The 14,599-nt window shown below is 64.7% G+C and carries 16 protein-coding genes; 9 read left to right on the top strand and 7 right to left on the bottom strand.

From position 1 onward, the window contains the following. Positions 1 to 154 precede the first annotated feature (154 nt). The gene (locus FJ426_RS11810; protein ID WP_140516880.1) at positions 155 to 457 is read right to left on the bottom strand and encodes an accessory factor UbiK family protein; all 303 of its coding nucleotides are present in this window, start codon (positions 455 to 457) and stop codon (positions 155 to 157) included. Between the two features lie 214 nt (positions 458 to 671). Between FJ426_RS11810 and FJ426_RS11805 the strand changes: the two genes are divergently transcribed. The 7 genes from FJ426_RS11805 to FJ426_RS11775 all read left to right on the top strand — a co-directional run bounded on the left by FJ426_RS11805 (position 672) and on the right by FJ426_RS11775 (position 7,147). Beyond that, on the top strand, positions 672 to 911 hold the full coding sequence (locus FJ426_RS11805) for a BrnA antitoxin family protein (RefSeq protein ID WP_031250360.1): 240 nt from the start codon (positions 672 to 674) through the stop codon (positions 909 to 911). Between the two features lie 130 nt (positions 912 to 1,041). Then, complete coding sequence (gene lgt / locus FJ426_RS11800) at positions 1,042 to 1,902, top strand: prolipoprotein diacylglyceryl transferase (protein WP_140560617.1); 861 nt, start codon at positions 1,042 to 1,044, stop codon at positions 1,900 to 1,902. Then, entirely contained in the window at positions 1,899 to 2,996 is a 1,098-nt protein-coding gene (locus FJ426_RS11795; RefSeq protein ID WP_140560616.1) for a class I SAM-dependent methyltransferase, read from the top strand. The genes lgt and FJ426_RS11795 overlap by 4 nt, the downstream gene beginning before the upstream one ends. A gap of 357 nt (positions 2,997 to 3,353) precedes the next feature. Next, the gene (gene pgeF, locus FJ426_RS11790; RefSeq protein ID WP_140560615.1) at positions 3,354 to 4,148 is read left to right on the top strand and encodes a peptidoglycan editing factor PgeF; all 795 of its coding nucleotides are present in this window, start codon (positions 3,354 to 3,356) and stop codon (positions 4,146 to 4,148) included. Next, positions 4,148 to 5,299 carry a Xaa-Pro peptidase family protein gene (locus tag FJ426_RS11785; protein ID WP_140516886.1) on the top strand — a complete coding sequence of 384 codons (1,152 nt, stop codon included), beginning with the start codon at positions 4,148 to 4,150 and terminating at the stop codon, positions 5,297 to 5,299. Before pgeF ends, FJ426_RS11785 begins: the two co-directional genes overlap by 1 nt. Positions 5,300 to 5,342: 43 nt before the next feature. Next, positions 5,343 to 5,972, top strand: a complete 630-nt coding sequence (locus FJ426_RS11780; RefSeq protein WP_140560614.1) for a hypothetical protein — start codon at positions 5,343 to 5,345, stop codon at positions 5,970 to 5,972. Between the two features lie 239 nt (positions 5,973 to 6,211). Then, positions 6,212 to 7,147, top strand: coding sequence for a ribose-phosphate pyrophosphokinase (locus tag FJ426_RS11775; RefSeq protein ID WP_019860650.1), 936 nt, complete (start codon positions 6,212 to 6,214; stop codon positions 7,145 to 7,147). Between the two features lie 118 nt (positions 7,148 to 7,265). On the opposite strand, the gene FJ426_RS11770 is transcribed toward FJ426_RS11775, so the two are convergent. Then, a complete protein-coding gene (locus tag FJ426_RS11770; protein ID WP_140556082.1) occupies positions 7,266 to 8,135 on the bottom strand; it encodes a helix-turn-helix transcriptional regulator in 870 nt (289 codons plus the stop codon). Between the two features lie 151 nt (positions 8,136 to 8,286). Here FJ426_RS11770 and FJ426_RS11765 point away from each other — a divergent pair, with 151 nt between their 5' ends. Continuing rightward, positions 8,287 to 9,510: an MFS transporter gene (locus FJ426_RS11765; RefSeq protein WP_181165220.1), complete on the top strand. Its 1,224-nt coding sequence runs from the start codon at positions 8,287 to 8,289 to the stop codon at positions 9,508 to 9,510. A gap of 40 nt (positions 9,511 to 9,550) precedes the next feature. Here FJ426_RS11765 and FJ426_RS11760 read toward each other — a convergent pair whose 3' ends face one another. Genes FJ426_RS11760 through msuE form a run of 5 tightly spaced genes read right to left on the bottom strand, consistent with a single transcriptional unit; the run spans position 9,551 to position 14,196 of the window. Continuing rightward, the gene (locus FJ426_RS11760; protein WP_140560612.1) at positions 9,551 to 10,309 is read right to left on the bottom strand and encodes an ABC transporter ATP-binding protein; all 759 of its coding nucleotides are present in this window, start codon (positions 10,307 to 10,309) and stop codon (positions 9,551 to 9,553) included. A gap of 17 nt (positions 10,310 to 10,326) precedes the next feature. After that, positions 10,327 to 11,325 (bottom strand): ABC transporter substrate-binding protein, encoded by a 999-nt coding sequence (locus tag FJ426_RS11755; protein ID WP_140560611.1) that lies wholly within the window; start codon positions 11,323 to 11,325, stop codon positions 10,327 to 10,329. Between the two features lie 47 nt (positions 11,326 to 11,372). After that, the gene (locus tag FJ426_RS11750) at positions 11,373 to 12,221 is read right to left on the bottom strand and encodes an ABC transporter permease (protein WP_140496422.1); all 849 of its coding nucleotides are present in this window, start codon (positions 12,219 to 12,221) and stop codon (positions 11,373 to 11,375) included. Positions 12,222 to 12,245: 24 nt separating this feature from the next. Further along, positions 12,246 to 13,604, bottom strand: a complete 1,359-nt coding sequence (locus FJ426_RS11745; protein ID WP_140560610.1) for an LLM class flavin-dependent oxidoreductase — start codon at positions 13,602 to 13,604, stop codon at positions 12,246 to 12,248. A 34-nt stretch (positions 13,605 to 13,638) separates the two neighbouring features. Beyond that, positions 13,639 to 14,196, bottom strand: coding sequence for an FMN reductase (gene msuE, locus FJ426_RS11740; protein ID WP_140560609.1), 558 nt, complete (start codon positions 14,194 to 14,196; stop codon positions 13,639 to 13,641). Positions 14,197 to 14,293: 97 nt separating this feature from the next. Here msuE and FJ426_RS31325 point away from each other — a divergent pair, with 97 nt between their 5' ends. Further along, the gene (locus FJ426_RS31325) at positions 14,294 to 14,440 is read left to right on the top strand and encodes a hypothetical protein (protein WP_181168390.1); all 147 of its coding nucleotides are present in this window, start codon (positions 14,294 to 14,296) and stop codon (positions 14,438 to 14,440) included. The last annotated feature ends 159 nt before the right edge of the window (positions 14,441 to 14,599 follow it).

The raw sequence follows: 14,599 nt of genomic DNA, 5'->3' as shown, positions 1-14,599 counted from the left end.
AGTCTATTGATCGGGAGTCGCGTGAACAGCCCAATTTTTCGCGCTGCGTCATTCGCATGTGGAAAGGCGCTGTCACACAGAGTCACGCAATGCCGGTAAGCGATTCACGGCAAAGCGCTTTTCAGGCTGGTGCTTTGTGGAAAAGTTTAACGAATTATTTTTTCGGCCTGGGCTTTGCGGAAGCCGCAGGTGTGGCCTGCCCGGTCAGTTCGGCAAGCCTGGCCTCGAGCGCCTCGATGCGGTCGACAAGGCGAGCATTCTCTTCCCTGGCCTTGGCGGCCATTTCGCGCGCGGCCTCGAATTCCTCGCGCTGCACCACGTCCATCGAATTCAGGATGCGTTCGGCCTGTCCCTTGAAGGCGGTCTCCACCTCACGCCGCACGCCCTGCGCGGCGCCCGCGGCATCGGTCATCAGCTTGGCGAATTCATCGAGAATGCGGTTCGGTCCGGTCGACATGGCAAATCCTCGGTTGCTGGAATTGAGTTAGTAGTGCCGCGCGCCGAATGCAAGAACGTTGAGGGTTGCCGTTCCATCTGCGTTGCTGTGGCGCATGGCGGTGCCATTCCTGTAAGAAGCTCCCGGACGACGCCAGAGCTGTACTTGAGGGCGCAAGCTCGCCTATTGTGTTCTCGTCTCGTATTGCCTCAAGCACACTTCAGTCAGGTCACCAATGGCAACCCCTCCGCGCCGACCGACCAATCCGATGGCAGCCGCCGAAGCTGCCTTCAAACCGGTGAAGAAGCCGGCACCGCCAATTCGCGAAGCTTCGGCCGCGCCGAACGTCCGCGAGCTTGTTTCGATCCGGATCGACCGGGCCGTGCTCGATCATTTCCAGGAAGATGGCCCCGGCTGGCAGGACAGGATCAACGACGCGTTGCGGCAGTTGGTGGCCGCCAAGCCAAGGGACTGAGCTCACCGCCCGCACGGCGCGATGGGCCTGCAAGCGGTGATCCGATCCGATCTTTGAGGCCGACCACCTTGCCTTGACCCCGCCAAAACCCTGCCGCATGGTCCGCGCCAAACGCAACCGAGAGCTCCCGTTGAACGAATATTTCCTGCTGCCGCTGGCCTCGTTGCCCTTTCCCAACATCGACCCGGTGCTGATTCAGATCGGGCCGCTGGCGGTGCACTGGTACGGCGTCGGCTACATCGTCGGCATCCTGTTCGCCTGGTGGTACGCCAAGCGGCTCGCCGCCAATCCGAAACTCTGGGCCGACGGCATCCTGCCGATGAAGCCGGAGGACCTCGATGATTTCATCATCTGGGCGGCCATCGGCGTCGTGCTGGGCGGACGCACCGGCTACGTGCTGTTCTATGACCTGCCGCGCTATATCGCGCACCCGCTCGACATCTTCGCCGTCTGGCAGGGCGGCATGTCGTTCCATGGCGGCCTGCTCGGCGTCATCCTCGCCATGACGCTGTTTTCGATCAAGCGCGGCATCCGCACCTGGTCGCTGTTCGACGTCGTGGCCGCCGGCGTGCCGGTCGGTCTTGGCCTCGTGCGCGTCGCCAACTTCATCAACTCCGAGCTCTGGGGCCGGCCAACCGACGTGCCGTGGGCGATCGAGTTTCCCAATGGCGGGCCGTTTACCCGCCATCCGAGCCAGCTTTACGAGGCCCTGCTTGAAGGCCTGGTGCTCTTTCTCGTGCTGCGCTTCCTCACCCATTCGCGCCTCAAGCTGAAGACGCCGCGCTTCGTCGGCGGCGCCTTCATCTGCGGCTATGGCCTGTCGCGCATAGCAGTCGAATTCTTCCGCGAGCCCGACCAGCAGCTCGGCTATCTCCTTGGCACCAACTGGCTCACCATGGGCATGATCCTGTCCTCGCCGATGGTGCTGGCCGGCATCTGGGCGATGACGACAGCCAAGCCGGTGCCGCGGTCACGGCCGCAGGCGACATGACGCGGCTGAAGGCACGCATCGTCGATCTGATCGAGGCGACAGGGCCGATCCCCGTCAACGAATACATGGCATTGTGCCTGTTCGATCCCGAGGCGGGCTACTACACCACGCGCGAACCGTTCGGCGCCGCCGGGGATTTCGTCACCGCGCCGGAGATCAGCCAGATGTTCGGCGAGCTCGTCGCCGTCTGGCTCTACCAGGCCTGGCTGGCGGTCGGCCGGCCGACGCCGGTCACCATCGGCGAGATCGGCCCCGGCCGCGGCACGCTGATGAAGGACATGCTGCGCACCCTGTCGCGGCTCGAACCGGCACTGGCCAACGACGCTGCCTTCGCCATGATCGAGACCAGCCCGCGCCTGACCGAGGTGCAGAAACAGACGCTCGGCGCCACACCGTTCTCCATTCGCTGGCACGAGACCATCGACACGCTGCCGCCACAGCCGCTTTTCATCGTCGGCAACGAATTGTTCGACGCCATCCCCATCCGCCAGTTCGTCCGCACCGGCACCGGCTGGCGCGAGCGCGTGGTCGGCCTCGACGGCGCTGACAATCTTTGCTTCTTCGCCGGCGCCGGCTCGCTCGACCCGACGCTGCTGCCCGCCGATGCCGGCGAGGCGCCGCAAGGCGCGATCGTCGAACTGGCGCCGGCGCGCAGCGCCCTGATGGCGACCATCGCCGAGCGCATGGCCGCTCATGGCGGCTCCGGCCTGTTTGTCGACTATGGCCATCTGCGGCCGGGTGTCGGCGACACGTTGCAGGCCTTGCGTCGTCATGATCACGAAGATGTGCTGGCCAATCCCGGCGAAGCCGATCTCACCTCCCATGTCGATTTCGCCGCCCTTGCCGGGGTGGTGCGCGCGCATGGTCTCGACGCCCATCTGTCGACGCAGGGCGATTTCCTGCTCGGCCTGGGCATTCTGGAGCGCGCCGGCCGGCTTGGCGCCGATGCCAGCCAGGCGGCACGCGACAAGATCGCTGGCGATGTCGAACGCCTCGCCGGGCCGCAGGCCATGGGCGACCTGTTCAAGGTGCTTGCCATAATGCCGCGCGGCGTTGCCGTTCGCCCCTTTGCCCAGGCTCCGAGCTCGGATTGACAAGGCGTGACGACGGCCAGCCCGGTTGTGTCGGTAGCTTTTCATGGCCGGCAACTTCTCATGATAGGAATTTTTTCTTGACAGGGTGAAGGCAACTATGGTAGATATTTGGTTATGGTGCTGAGTTGCGCCAGGGACCCGCCGCACAGGCGGGTTTTTCCGTTCAATGCTCCCTCACCGCGCAGCGGCGAAGGAACCGTTACCCCGGATTCGTTGCGTTGCCCCTTCGCCACGCCGGATTGACTTTTCATCGTCACCCCTCCCAATCTCCCGTCCGGTAAAAGAGCGGCTGAACGCCGGCCGTCTCGCTTCGGACTTTTTCTTGACGAAACCGCCCACACGGACAACAACGCCCACATGCTGAATCAGACCAAACTGGATCCCGTGCGGTCGCCGCTGCTGGACCTGGCGCAGGCACAAGGCATCCGCCACGGTTATTTCACCCGCGTCGGCGGCGTCTCGACCGGCATCTATCAGGGCCTCAACATCGGCACCGGCTCGGATGACGACCAGGCGCTGGTCGCCGAGAACCGCCGCCGTGTCGCCGCCTGGATGGGCGTGCCGGCGGACCATCTCCTGACCGCCTGGCAAATCCATTCGCCTGATGTCGTCGTCGCCAGGGGACCCTTTGCAGGCGAGCGTCCCAAGGCCGACGCCATCGTCACCGACCGGCCGGGCATCGCCATCGGCGCCTCGACCGCCGATTGCGGCCCTGTGCTGTTCGCGGATGCCGGGGCGCGCATCATCGGCGCGGCGCATGCCGGCTGGAAAGGCGCCTTCACGGGGGTGCTCGAAAACACCATTGCCGCCATGGAAAGTCTCGGCGCTCGCCGTGAAAACATCGTCGCCGTGCTCGGCCCCTCGATCGGCCCGGAAAACTACGAGGTCGGGCCTGAATTCGTCGCCCGCTTCGTCGAGGCCGATGGCGAAAATGACAGATATTTCGCGCCTTCGGCGAATCCCGGTCATTCGATGTTCGACCTCAACCGCTACACGGTGGACCGGCTCGACAGGGCGGGTGTGATCGCGCAAGGTCTCGGCCGCTGCACCTATGCCGAGGAAGATCTGTTTTACTCCTACCGGCGCACGACGCACCGCAAGGAACCCGATTACGGCCGGCAGATATCGGCAATCGTTTTGGAGAGTGAATAATGGCGCTGCATTTTGAACGATCCGAATTCGACGCGCGCCGCGACCGGCTGGTGATCGAGATGGCCGAGAAGAAGCTCGACGCCATCCTGCTCTTCGCGCAGGAAAGCATGTATTGGCTGACCGGCTACGACACGTTCGGTTTCTGCTTCTTCCAGTGCTTGGTGGTGAAAGCCGACGGGTCCATGGTGTTGCTGACCCGCTCGGCCGACCTGCGTCAGGCGCGCCACACCTCAATCATCGACAACATCGTGCTGTGGACCGATCGCGATGGCGCCAATCCGGCCGTCGACCTGCGCAATCTGCTGAACGAGCTCGACCTGCTCGGCGCCCGCATCGGGGTCGAATACGACACTCATGGGCTGACCGCCTATAATGGCCGCCGCCTCGACGAGCAGCTGCAGACCTTCGGCCAGATCGCCGATGCGTCCGGCATCGTCGGTCGGCTGCGCCTGTTCAAGAGCCCGGCCGAGATCGCCAAGGCCGAGAAGGCGGCGAACCTGGCCGACGACGCGCTGGATGCGGCCTTGCCGCTGATCAAGCAGGGCGGTGACGAGGCGCTGATCCTTGCCGCCATGCAAGGCGCGATCTTTGCCGGCGGCGGCGACTATCCGGCCAACGAATTCATCATCGGCTCCGGCGTCGACGCACTGCTGTGCCGCTACAAGGCCGGCCGCCGCAAGCTCACCAAGAACGACCAGTTGACGCTCGAATGGGCGGGAGTCTTTCATCACTATCATGCGCCGATGATGCGCACGGTGCTGACCGGCAAGGCCTCGAAGCGTCACCAGGACTTGTTCGACGCGGCCCGTGCCGCGCTGCTGGCGGTCGAGAAGGCGATGACGCCGGGCAACAGTTTCGGCGACGTGTTCGACGCGCATGCCCGTGTCATGGAGGCGCGTGGACTGACCAAGCATCGGCTGAATGCCTGCGGCTACTCGGTCGGCGCCCGCTTCACCCCGTCCTGGATGGACATGCCGATGTTCTACCAGGGCAATCCCGAGCCGATCGCGCCGAACATGACGTTGTTCGCCCACATGATCATCATGGATTCCGAAACCGAGACGGCGATGACGCTTGGCCGCACCTATCTCACGACCGAATCACAGCCGAAGCCGCTTTCCCGCCATGATCTCGACTTGATCGTACAGTGAATCCACGATGGGAGGCGTTCTTCGCCAAGGAGTTAGAAGGCAAATGAGACGATCGCAGCTGACGACCGTGTCATTGCTCGTGGTCCTGGCGCTCGCCGCCTGCACCAACGCAAAAGACGTCCTCGAACCCTCCGCCATCACCCCGCCCACGGCCGCGGCGCCGGCCACGCCGGCAGCCCAGGGCAGCGCCGCCACCCCGGCGCCCGCTGGCCCTGCCACTACCGCGGCGGGCGCTCCAGCAACGACCACGACGTCAGCCACGCCCGCACAGACAGCCGCAATCCTTGCCAGGACGCGCCTGCAGATCGCGCCGATCGTCGGCGCTTCGGTGGAAGCGGCGACGCCGCTGACGGCGGAGTTGCAGACGCGCGCTAGGCAGCGCGGCATCACGCTGGCCGGCAGCGCCGACCAGACCGCGACCCATGTGCTCAAAGGCTATTTCTCGGTGATCTCCGAAGGCAAGGACACCACCGTCATCTATGTGTGGGACGTCTACGATCCCTCGGGCAACCGCCTGCATCGCATCAACGGCCAGCAGAAGGCGGCTTCGGCCAATTCCGGCGCCAGCGCGGGCGGCGAAAGTTGGAAAGCGGTGGCGCCAGCCACCATGCAGGCGATCGCCGACCAGACCATCGACCAGTTCGCGGCATGGCTCGGCGGCAAGGCGGGCTAGACCATCGGACCCGAATGGAAACGGCCGCGGGGAAATCCGATGCTTGAACAAGGGGAAGGAGCAGCGGCGCCGGGTCCGCTGCCCGGTGTTGCCCATACGCGATGGCGCGAACATTTCCCAGGATTAGCCGGCGGATTTCCAATCACGGTGCTTGCAATAGCCGCGCGGGCCGCTAAAAGCCCGGTTAAAGGGCGTAGGCGAGTCTGTTGGGGCTCTCCATCCTCCACCAGGAACGGTGCATGAAACTCTTCGCGGGCAATTCCAACAGGGTGCTGGCCGAGGCGGTCGCCCGCTATCTCAACATCCCGCTGGGCAAGGCCAGCGTCAGGCGCTTCGCCGACCAGGAAATCTTCGTCGAGATCCAGGAAAACGTGCGCGGCGAGGATGTCTTCATCCTGCAGTCGACTTCCTTTCCGACCAACGATCACCTGATGGAACTGCTCATCATGATCGACGCCTTCATGCGCTCGTCGGCCAAGCGCATCACGGCGGTGATCCCCTATTTCGGCTATGCCAGGCAGGACCGCCGCGCCTCCGGCCGCACGCCGATCTCGGCCAAGCTGGTCGCCAACATGATCACCCGCGCCGGGGTCGACCGCGTGCTCACGCTCGACCTCCACGCCGGCCAGATCCAGGGCTTCTTCGATATTCCGACCGACAATCTGTTCTCGGTGCCGGTCATGGCCCGCGATGTGAAGGCGAAATACAAGCAGCTCGGCAACGTCGTCGTGGTGTCGCCCGACATTGGTGGCGTGGTGCGTGCACGCGCGCTGGCCAAGCGCTTCGACGCACAGCTCGCCATCGTCGACAAACGCCGCGAGCGTCCCGGCGAATCGGAGGTCATGAACATCATCGGCGCGGTCGCCGGCAAGGACTGCCTGCTGATCGACGACATCGTCGATTCCGGCGGCACGCTGTGCAACGCCGCCGATGCGCTGCTGGCCAACGGCGCCACCAGCGTCACCGCCTATATCACTCATGGTGTGCTGTCGGGCGGCGCGGTCGCCCGCATCAGCGGCTCCAAGCTGCAGGAACTGGTGATCACCGACTCCATCCAGCCGACCCAGGGCGTGCTCGACGCCCCCAATATCCGCGTCATCTCGATCGCCGACCTGATGGGCGAAGCCATCTCGCGCACGGCAACCGAGGAATCGGTGTCGAGCCTGTTCGACTAATTGTCGATCCCGGCGGGCGCGTAGCGCAGCAAAACCGATTACAACGTGCAATCAGTGCTCCTGCAAATGGACCTTAGACCGAAGGTTGGCGCATCAGCTTGATGCTATCGGCGCTGTCTCAAGCGGCGATCGGACCGCCTATGCGCCGCGGGTTTTCGCCGGCATCTCGCGCGCCGCGCATATAGCCGCGCGGCGACGCGCCCAGCATTCGCTTGAACATGGTGATGAAGGCCGGCACGCTGTCATAGCCGAGATCGAGCGCCACCCGGGTGATCGGCTCGCCATCGGCGAGCCTCGGCAGCGCCGCGAACAGGCATGCCTGCTGGCGCCATGTCGACAGCGACAGTCCGGTCTGGCGATGAAAGGCGCGCGTGAAGGAGCGTCGGCTCATGCCGGCGGCGTCCGCCCACTCGTCGATCGTCGCGCGCGGCGACGGTGCCGCCACGAAACGCCGGCACAGCGCGGCCAGCCTGGGATCGGAGGGGAACGGCAGGCCAAGCGGCCGCTCCGGCAAAGTCGGGATTTCGTGCAGCAGAAGATTCATGATCAGCCCGCCACGCCCTTCCAGCACGCCGCCTTGCGGCAGTTTTTCCGATTCAACGATCAGGCTGTGCATCAGGTCGGTGACGCCGACGACGCGCAAGCCTTCCGGCAGTCCGGGGATCGCTCCCGGCATGACATAGACCGAGCGCATCGAGACATCGCCCAGCATCTCGACGGAATGCTCGGTGCCCGCGGGAATCCACATGGCGTGATCGGGCGGGACCATCCAGCGCCCGTGCCGCGTCGTCACCAGCACGACACCGACCAGCGCATGCAGCAACTGGCTGCGGCTGTGGCGGTGCCGCGGCACATGGTAGCCGTCGGGATATTCGGTCGGCAACGCCACCGCCGGCCCGGCCACTTGCTCCAGCCATAGCCAGCGACGCTCGTGCAACTGCTCGAGGTCGGCACTACCAGCGTGAAAAATTTCCCTGCCGTGCGGCATAAGCTATGGCCCACTTGCGAAACTATTGGACCAAACCACGAAAGAAGTCGTCCCGCAAGCAGCCTATAAGCCATCCGTTCCCAAGGCGGCCGCAGGAGCGTCCGCCAGCTTGCCCGCGGGTATGCCCGCCAAAAAGACTACGGAGCCTGCCTTGACCGATACGACAGCCGTCGCCCCTCCCGCGACCGCCAGCCATGCTTCAGCCCAGGCGACGGCCTTCACCGTCATCCTGGCGGTGAGTTTTTGCCATTGCATCAACGACATCATGCAGTCGCTGCTATCGGCCATCTATCCCCTGTTGAAGGAGAATTACGGCCTCGATTTCTGGCAGATCGGTCTTCTCACCTTCACCTTCCAGGTGACTGCGTCGCTGCTGCAGCCGGTGATCGGCATGATCACCGACAAGCGGCCAATGCCCTATTCCCTGCCCTACGGCATGGCCTCCTCGCTGATCGGCCTGATCGTGCTTGCCTATGCCGGCCACTACACGCTGCTCCTGATCGGCGCTTCGCTGATCGGCATCGGCTCGGCGATCTTCCATCCGGAATCCTCGCGCATCGCCCGCTTCGCCTCAGGCGGCCGCTTCGGCCTGGCGCAGTCGCTGTTCCAGGTCGGTGGCAATTTCGGCCAGTCCATGGGACCGCTGCTGGCGGCATTTATCGTCGTGCCTTTCGGCCAGACCAGCATTTCATGGTTCGCCGTCGGCTCGCTTATCGGCATCGTCGTGTTGTGGCAGGTCGGCGGCTGGTACAGCCGCTTGCGCGCCACACAGGCGAACCGCAAGACGTCCAGTTTCGTCTCGCCCTTCCCGCGCCGCAAGGTGATGGGGGCCCTGGCGGTGCTGACGCTGCTGGTCCTGACCAAGAACGCCTACATCGCCAGCCTCTCCAGCTACTACACCTTCTACGCCATCCATAAGTTCGACGTCTCGGTGCAGATGTCGCAGGTCATGCTGTTCCTCTTCCTCGGCGCCTCGGCGCTGGGCATCCTGCTCGGCGGTCCGTTCGGCGACCGCTACGGACAGAAGGCGATGATCTGGTTTTCCATCGTCGGCGTGCTGCCCTTCACGCTGGCGCTGCCCTACGCCAACATGGAATGGACGATGGTGCTGACGGTGCTGATCGGCCTGATCCTGTCGTCGGCCTTCTCCAACATCGTCGTCTTCGCGCAGGAACTGGTGCCGGGCCGCGTCGGCATGATCGCCGGCATCTTCTTCGGCTTCGCCTTCGGCGTCGGCGGCATAGCGGCGGCCGTGCTCGGCATCGTGGCCGACATGAAGGGCATCGACTTCGTCTTCCAGATCTGCTCGTACCTGCCGTTCCTGGGCCTGCTGACGGTGTTCCTGCCCAATATGAAGGAAGCGCGGAAGGCCTAGCCTGGGAAAGCGCCTCGACACGTGCGAGCGCGTCGAGGCCTCAGTGCAGGCCGAATTCGCGCAGCAACTCCTCACGGTGGCGCACGAAGCGGCTTTCGCTGCGGTCACGGGGACGCGGCAGGTCGACGGTGATCAGCCGCGCCGCGCCGCCTTTCTCCTTGGGCAGAATCAGCACTCTGTCGGCGAGATAGATCGCCTCCTCCAGGTCGTGGGTGACCATGACCATGGTGACGTTTTCCTCGCTCCAGATGCGCGCCAGTTCCTCCTGCATGGAGATCTTGGTCATGGCGTCAAGGGCGCCGAGCGGCTCGTCGAGCAGCAGGATTTCGGGCTGCACCGTCAGCGCCCGGGCGATGCCGACGCGTTGCGCCATGCCGCCCGAAAGCTGCCGCGGGTAGGCATCGCTGAACTCGGCAAGACCGACCAATGCTATGTAGAAGCGCGCCCTCTGCTCGGCCTGCGCCTTGGGCACGCCGCGAACTTCGAGGCCGAAGGCGACGTTGCCAAGCACGCTCAGCCAGGGCAGCAAGCGCGGTTCCTGGAAGATCACCGCCCGCTCCGCGCCGACCCCTTTTATTTGCTTGCCATCGATCGCAACGGCGCCTTCGTCGGCGATCTCTAACCCGGCAAGGATGCGCAGCAATGTCGTCTTGCCCGATCCGCTGGCGCCGACAATGACCACGCACTCGCCGGAGCGGATGTCGAGATTGAGCGAACGCAGCACGGCGAGCGAGCGCCCGCCGAGCGCAAAGGACTTCGATAGGTCGCGGATCGTGACCTCGCCGCGTGCTGTGGCCATGCTGGGTGCCTCCTTGCTCAATTGGTCTTGCTTTCGCCTGGCCGGTAGAGGATGTCGGCAGCCTTGAGCTTGCCTTTCGGCAGGCGGCCGTCGCGCTCGAGCACAGCCACCCAGAAGTCGATGTCGCGGTCGGTCGCCACCGCCTTTTCGCGCAGGCCGAAACCCGTCCAGTAGCGCGCCAGTTCGCCGTTCTCGCCGCGTTTGTCGAGGATTTCGGCCAGCACCTTGCGGGCCTCGTCGGGATTCTGCCGCGACCAGTCGGCCGCACGCGCGGACTGTTCGACGAAGTTCTTGGCGGCGTCGCGATTGGCGGCGATGAAATCCCGCCGCAGCACGATGAAGCCGCCCGCGATCTCGCCCAGCACGTCGGCGTCGTTGAACACGCCGCGCACACCGCCATTGGCCACCAGGGCACCGGCGAAAGTCGCCTGCCAGTAGCCGAGCCCGGCGACATCGACCTGATGCGAGCGCAACGTCTGCTCGAGTTGCGGCCCGGGCACCACGACGAGCTTGGCGGCGTCCGGCGGCAGGCCGACGCTGTGCAGCGCTTCACGCACCGCGTAGTCGAGATGGGCGCCGAGCGTGTTGACCGAGATCGTCTTGCCGGCGACGTCCGCGATCGACCTGATCGGGCTGTCCTCCAGCACATAGAAAACACTTTTGACCTGGCTGTTGATGCCGTTGCTCGGATAGGCGGCGACGAAGTCGTTGCCGCCGGCGATCGAGTTGATCACGGCCGGCGTGGCGGCCGAACCCAGGTCGACGCTGCCGGAGGCGAGCGCGAACAGCGATTCCGGGCCGCCGCCGGCATAGCCGACATTCTCGAGCTCGATGCCGAGGCCCTTGAAGTAGCCGAGTTGGTCGGCAAGCTCATGCGGCGAGATGCTGCCGCGGCTTGCGAGATAGCGTATCTTGACGGAAGCGGCCTGCGAGCGCGCGATCGATGGTAGCCCGACGGCGATGACGCCGGCGGCAAGAGGGGCGCGCAGAAGCAGCGAGCGGCGTGTGATGGTCATGATCCGGCCTTTCACTTTTCAAAAATGACGATGATGGGGGCGGCTGTTCAGCCGGCGGAACTGCTCCAGCGGCAAAGCCGCCGCTGCAGGCTGACCAGCACCTGGTTCGCGATCAGGCCGAGCGCGGCCAGGATGACGATCGACGCGAACATCAGCGGGATCTGGAAATTGTACTGCGCGTTCATCACCTGGAAGCCGATGCCTTTGTTGGCGCCGATCATTTCCGAGGCAATCAGCAGCAGCAGCGCGGTGGTCGCGCCGAGCCTCAACCCGACGAAGATCGAAGGCACGGCGCCCGGCAGCACGACGCGCCGGAATATGGTCAGCCGCCGGGCGCCGTAGACGCGCGCCATTTCGAGCAGCTTCGGATCGACCTCCTTGACGCCGCTGATCGTGTTGAGCAGCAGCGGAAACAGCGTTGCCCAGAAGATGACGAACACTTTGGAGGCTTCGCCTAGCCCCAGAAGCAGGATGAAGACGGGATAGAGCGCCAGGGCCGAGGTCTGCCGGAACAGTTGCAGGATCGGATCGAGCGCCGTCTCGACGCTGCGGGTCTGACCCATGACGAGGCCGAGCGGGATGGCGACCGTAGCCGCCGCGGCGAAGGCGAGACCGGCGCGCTGCAGGCTGATGGCGATGTCGCCGAGCAGGCTGCCCCCGGCGAGGCCCTTCCAGAGCGCTACGACGATCATGTCGATCGGCGGCAACACCGCGGCATTGACCCAGCCGCCACTCGCCGCCGCCTGCCAGAGCGCCAGGAACCCCAAAAGCACGCCATAGCGCGACAGCAGACGCGTGAGGGTTCGGCCAGCCAGGCTCAGAATATCGGCGCCGAGCCCGTTGCCGTTTTCATGCGCGCCGATGCCGGTCGGCCGTTCAATGTGCTGCAAAGTCATCGTCATGCCTTTCGCTTCAACGCATCATTCGGCGGCGAGCACGGTCGAACGGGCAACCGTCCAGGGGTTCTGCGGCCGCTTGAGGCCAAGATTCTCGCGCAGCGTCCTGCCCTCGTAAGCAGTACGAAACAGGCCGCGCCGCTGTAATTCGGGGACCACCAGGTCGACGAAATCGTCCAGCGCGCCGGGCAGCCATGGCGGCAGGATGTTGAACCCGTCGGCGGCTTCGTTGCTGAACCATTCCTCCAGTTGGTCCGCGACCTGGGTGGCGCTGCCGATCACGGTGTAGTGGCCTCGTGCGGTCGCGACCCATTGATAGAGCTGGCGGATGGAGAAGTTATGCTCGTCGGCGATCTGGCGGATCAGCGCCTGGCGGCTCTTCATGCCTTCGGTTTCGCGGCTCGGCGGCAGCGGTCCGTCGAGTGGATAGCCCCTGAGATCGAGCGTTTGTCCGGCAAGTCCGTTGAGCAGCGCGACGCCGTCCTCGGGCAGGATCAGGTCGTTCAATTGCTGATACTTGGCTCGCGCCTCTTCTTCGGTGCGGCCGACAAAGGGCGCCACGCCGGGCATGATCAGCACCTGTTCGGGATCGCGGCCGGCCGCCGCCACGCGGGCCTTGATGTCGCGATAGAATTCCTGCGCGGAGGCAAGGTTCTGATGCGCGGTGAAGATGACCTCGGCCGAGGCCGCCGCGAGCTTGCGCCCATCCTCGGACTGGCCCGCCTGCACGACCACGGGGTGGCCCTGCACCGGGCGGGGCACGTTGAGCGGCCCTTTGACACTGAAATGCTCACCCTTGTGGTCGATGTCGTGAAGCTTGTCCTTGTCGTAGAAGCGGCCCGTTTTCTTGTCGCGGATAAAGGCGTCGTCCTCCCAGCTGTCCCACAGCGCCTTGACCGTCTCGACATGCTCATGCGCTCGTGCGTAGCGCTCGGCATGGTTGGGCTGGATGTCGCGGTTGAAGTTGCGCGCCGTGTCGTCGCCCGCCGAGGTGACGACGTTCCAGCCGGCCCGGCCATTCGACAAGAGGTCGAGCGAGGCGAATTTTCGGGCAAGCGTGTAGGGCTCCTCATAGGTGGTCGATGCCGTGGCGATGAATCCGAGATGCGTCGTCAGCGGCGCCAGCGCCGCAAACAACGTCACCGGTTCGAAGCCCGCGATCTTGGCGTTGCCGCCTTCGCGGGCGCCAAGCCCGACCGTCAGGTTGTCGGCGAGGAAATAGGCATCGAACAGGCCGCGTTCGGCAGTCAGCGCGAGCTGCTTGTGAAACTCGAAATTGGTCGCGCCGTCGGCCGGAGCGTCGGGATGGCGCCAGGCGGCGACATGCTGGCCGCCACCGGGTAGAAAGGCGCCGAGCTTGATCTGTCTTGATTTGATGGTCATGGCTGGGTCCCTTTGTTCGAAAACCATTTGGAGTTCAGGCGGCGAGGCCGACGCTGCGTGCCGTCCCGACGACGCGGGAAACCTCGGCAACCGCCTGCCGGGCGCGGGCATGGATGGCCTCCGACACCAGGACGCCGTCGGCGAAATCCTTGTCCGATGCGTAGATTGCGGTCGGCACGGTCAGCGCCTCGAAAAAACCGAACAGCGGCCGCAGCTGATGTTCGACGATCAGCGAGTGGCGTTCGCCGCCGCCCGTCGCGGCAAGGATGACCGGTTTCCCGCGCAACGACGACGGATCGAGCAGATCGAACAAATGCTTGAAGAGCCCGGTATAGCTGCCTTTGAAGGTCGGCGACCCCGCGACCAGCACGTCGGCGCCGACCAGTTGTTCGATGATGGCGCGGGCCGCAGGATCGAGATCGCCGAGGCGCCTTGCCGCCGGCAGCGACGGACCGAGATTTTCAATGTCGTATATAGCCGAGGTCGCCCCGATGCGGTTCGCCGCCTCGCCGGCGATATGGCTGATAAAGGCCTTGGTCTTCGATGGGCGGGTCAGGTTGCCGGATATTCCCACCACCAGCTTGTTCGTCATCGGGCTCTCCTCGCGGTCCTTATTCATTAAGACTACCGATTTTGTAGAATTAAATGAGCGAGAAGATTTCAAAACTGGCGGAATAGGGAGATTGAGTTTGCGCCGCAGCGCCCTTCAGTGGTTCGGCAGATGCGCGGTTCCGGCCAAGGGCGTCGCCATTCTCGGACGCCAGGCCGACGAGCGACAGATCCAGGTCGACCCGACCGCCGCCGCAAGCTGCCCGTCCACTGCAACGCTCGAATGAGACCCCGACCGGACGCTGGCCGAACTCGATGCCTGAACCGAGAGATCCAGCCGCTGTGCGCGGCGTTGACGAGCGATCGTTAGCCACACCCGCGCCTGGCAGCCGTCCCGAAGGATGGATTGTGCGGGGCGAGGATCAAATCGACGGCCCGCCGTGCGG

The organism is Mesorhizobium sp. B2-6-4 (assembly GCF_006441495.1).
GTDB lineage: Bacteria > Pseudomonadota > Alphaproteobacteria > Rhizobiales > Rhizobiaceae > Mesorhizobium.
This window is presented reverse-complemented; position numbering and strand designations above follow the sequence as displayed.

Coding starts and splice junctions, on each gene's coding strand:
- FJ426_RS11810 (WP_140516880.1), bottom strand. CDS start 457: ATGTCGACCGGACCGAACCGCATTCTCGATGAATTCGCCAAGCTGATG.
- FJ426_RS11805 (WP_031250360.1), top strand. CDS start 672: ATGGCAACCCCTCCGCGCCGACCGACCAATCCGATGGCAGCCGCCGAA.
- FJ426_RS11795 (WP_140560616.1), top strand. CDS start 1,899: ATGACGCGGCTGAAGGCACGCATCGTCGATCTGATCGAGGCGACAGGG.
- pgeF (WP_140560615.1), top strand. CDS start 3,354: ATGCTGAATCAGACCAAACTGGATCCCGTGCGGTCGCCGCTGCTGGAC.
- FJ426_RS11785 (WP_140516886.1), top strand. CDS start 4,148: ATGGCGCTGCATTTTGAACGATCCGAATTCGACGCGCGCCGCGACCGG.
- FJ426_RS11780 (WP_140560614.1), top strand. CDS start 5,343: ATGAGACGATCGCAGCTGACGACCGTGTCATTGCTCGTGGTCCTGGCG.
- FJ426_RS11775 (WP_019860650.1), top strand. CDS start 6,212: ATGAAACTCTTCGCGGGCAATTCCAACAGGGTGCTGGCCGAGGCGGTC.
- FJ426_RS11770 (WP_140556082.1), bottom strand. CDS start 8,135: ATGCCGCACGGCAGGGAAATTTTTCACGCTGGTAGTGCCGACCTCGAG.
- FJ426_RS11760 (WP_140560612.1), bottom strand. CDS start 10,309: ATGGCCACAGCACGCGGCGAGGTCACGATCCGCGACCTATCGAAGTCC.
- FJ426_RS11755 (WP_140560611.1), bottom strand. CDS start 11,325: ATGACCATCACACGCCGCTCGCTGCTTCTGCGCGCCCCTCTTGCCGCC.
- FJ426_RS11750 (WP_140496422.1), bottom strand. CDS start 12,221: ATGACTTTGCAGCACATTGAACGGCCGACCGGCATCGGCGCGCATGAA.
- FJ426_RS11745 (WP_140560610.1), bottom strand. CDS start 13,604: ATGACCATCAAATCAAGACAGATCAAGCTCGGCGCCTTTCTACCCGGT.
- msuE (WP_140560609.1), bottom strand. CDS start 14,196: ATGACGAACAAGCTGGTGGTGGGAATATCCGGCAACCTGACCCGCCCA.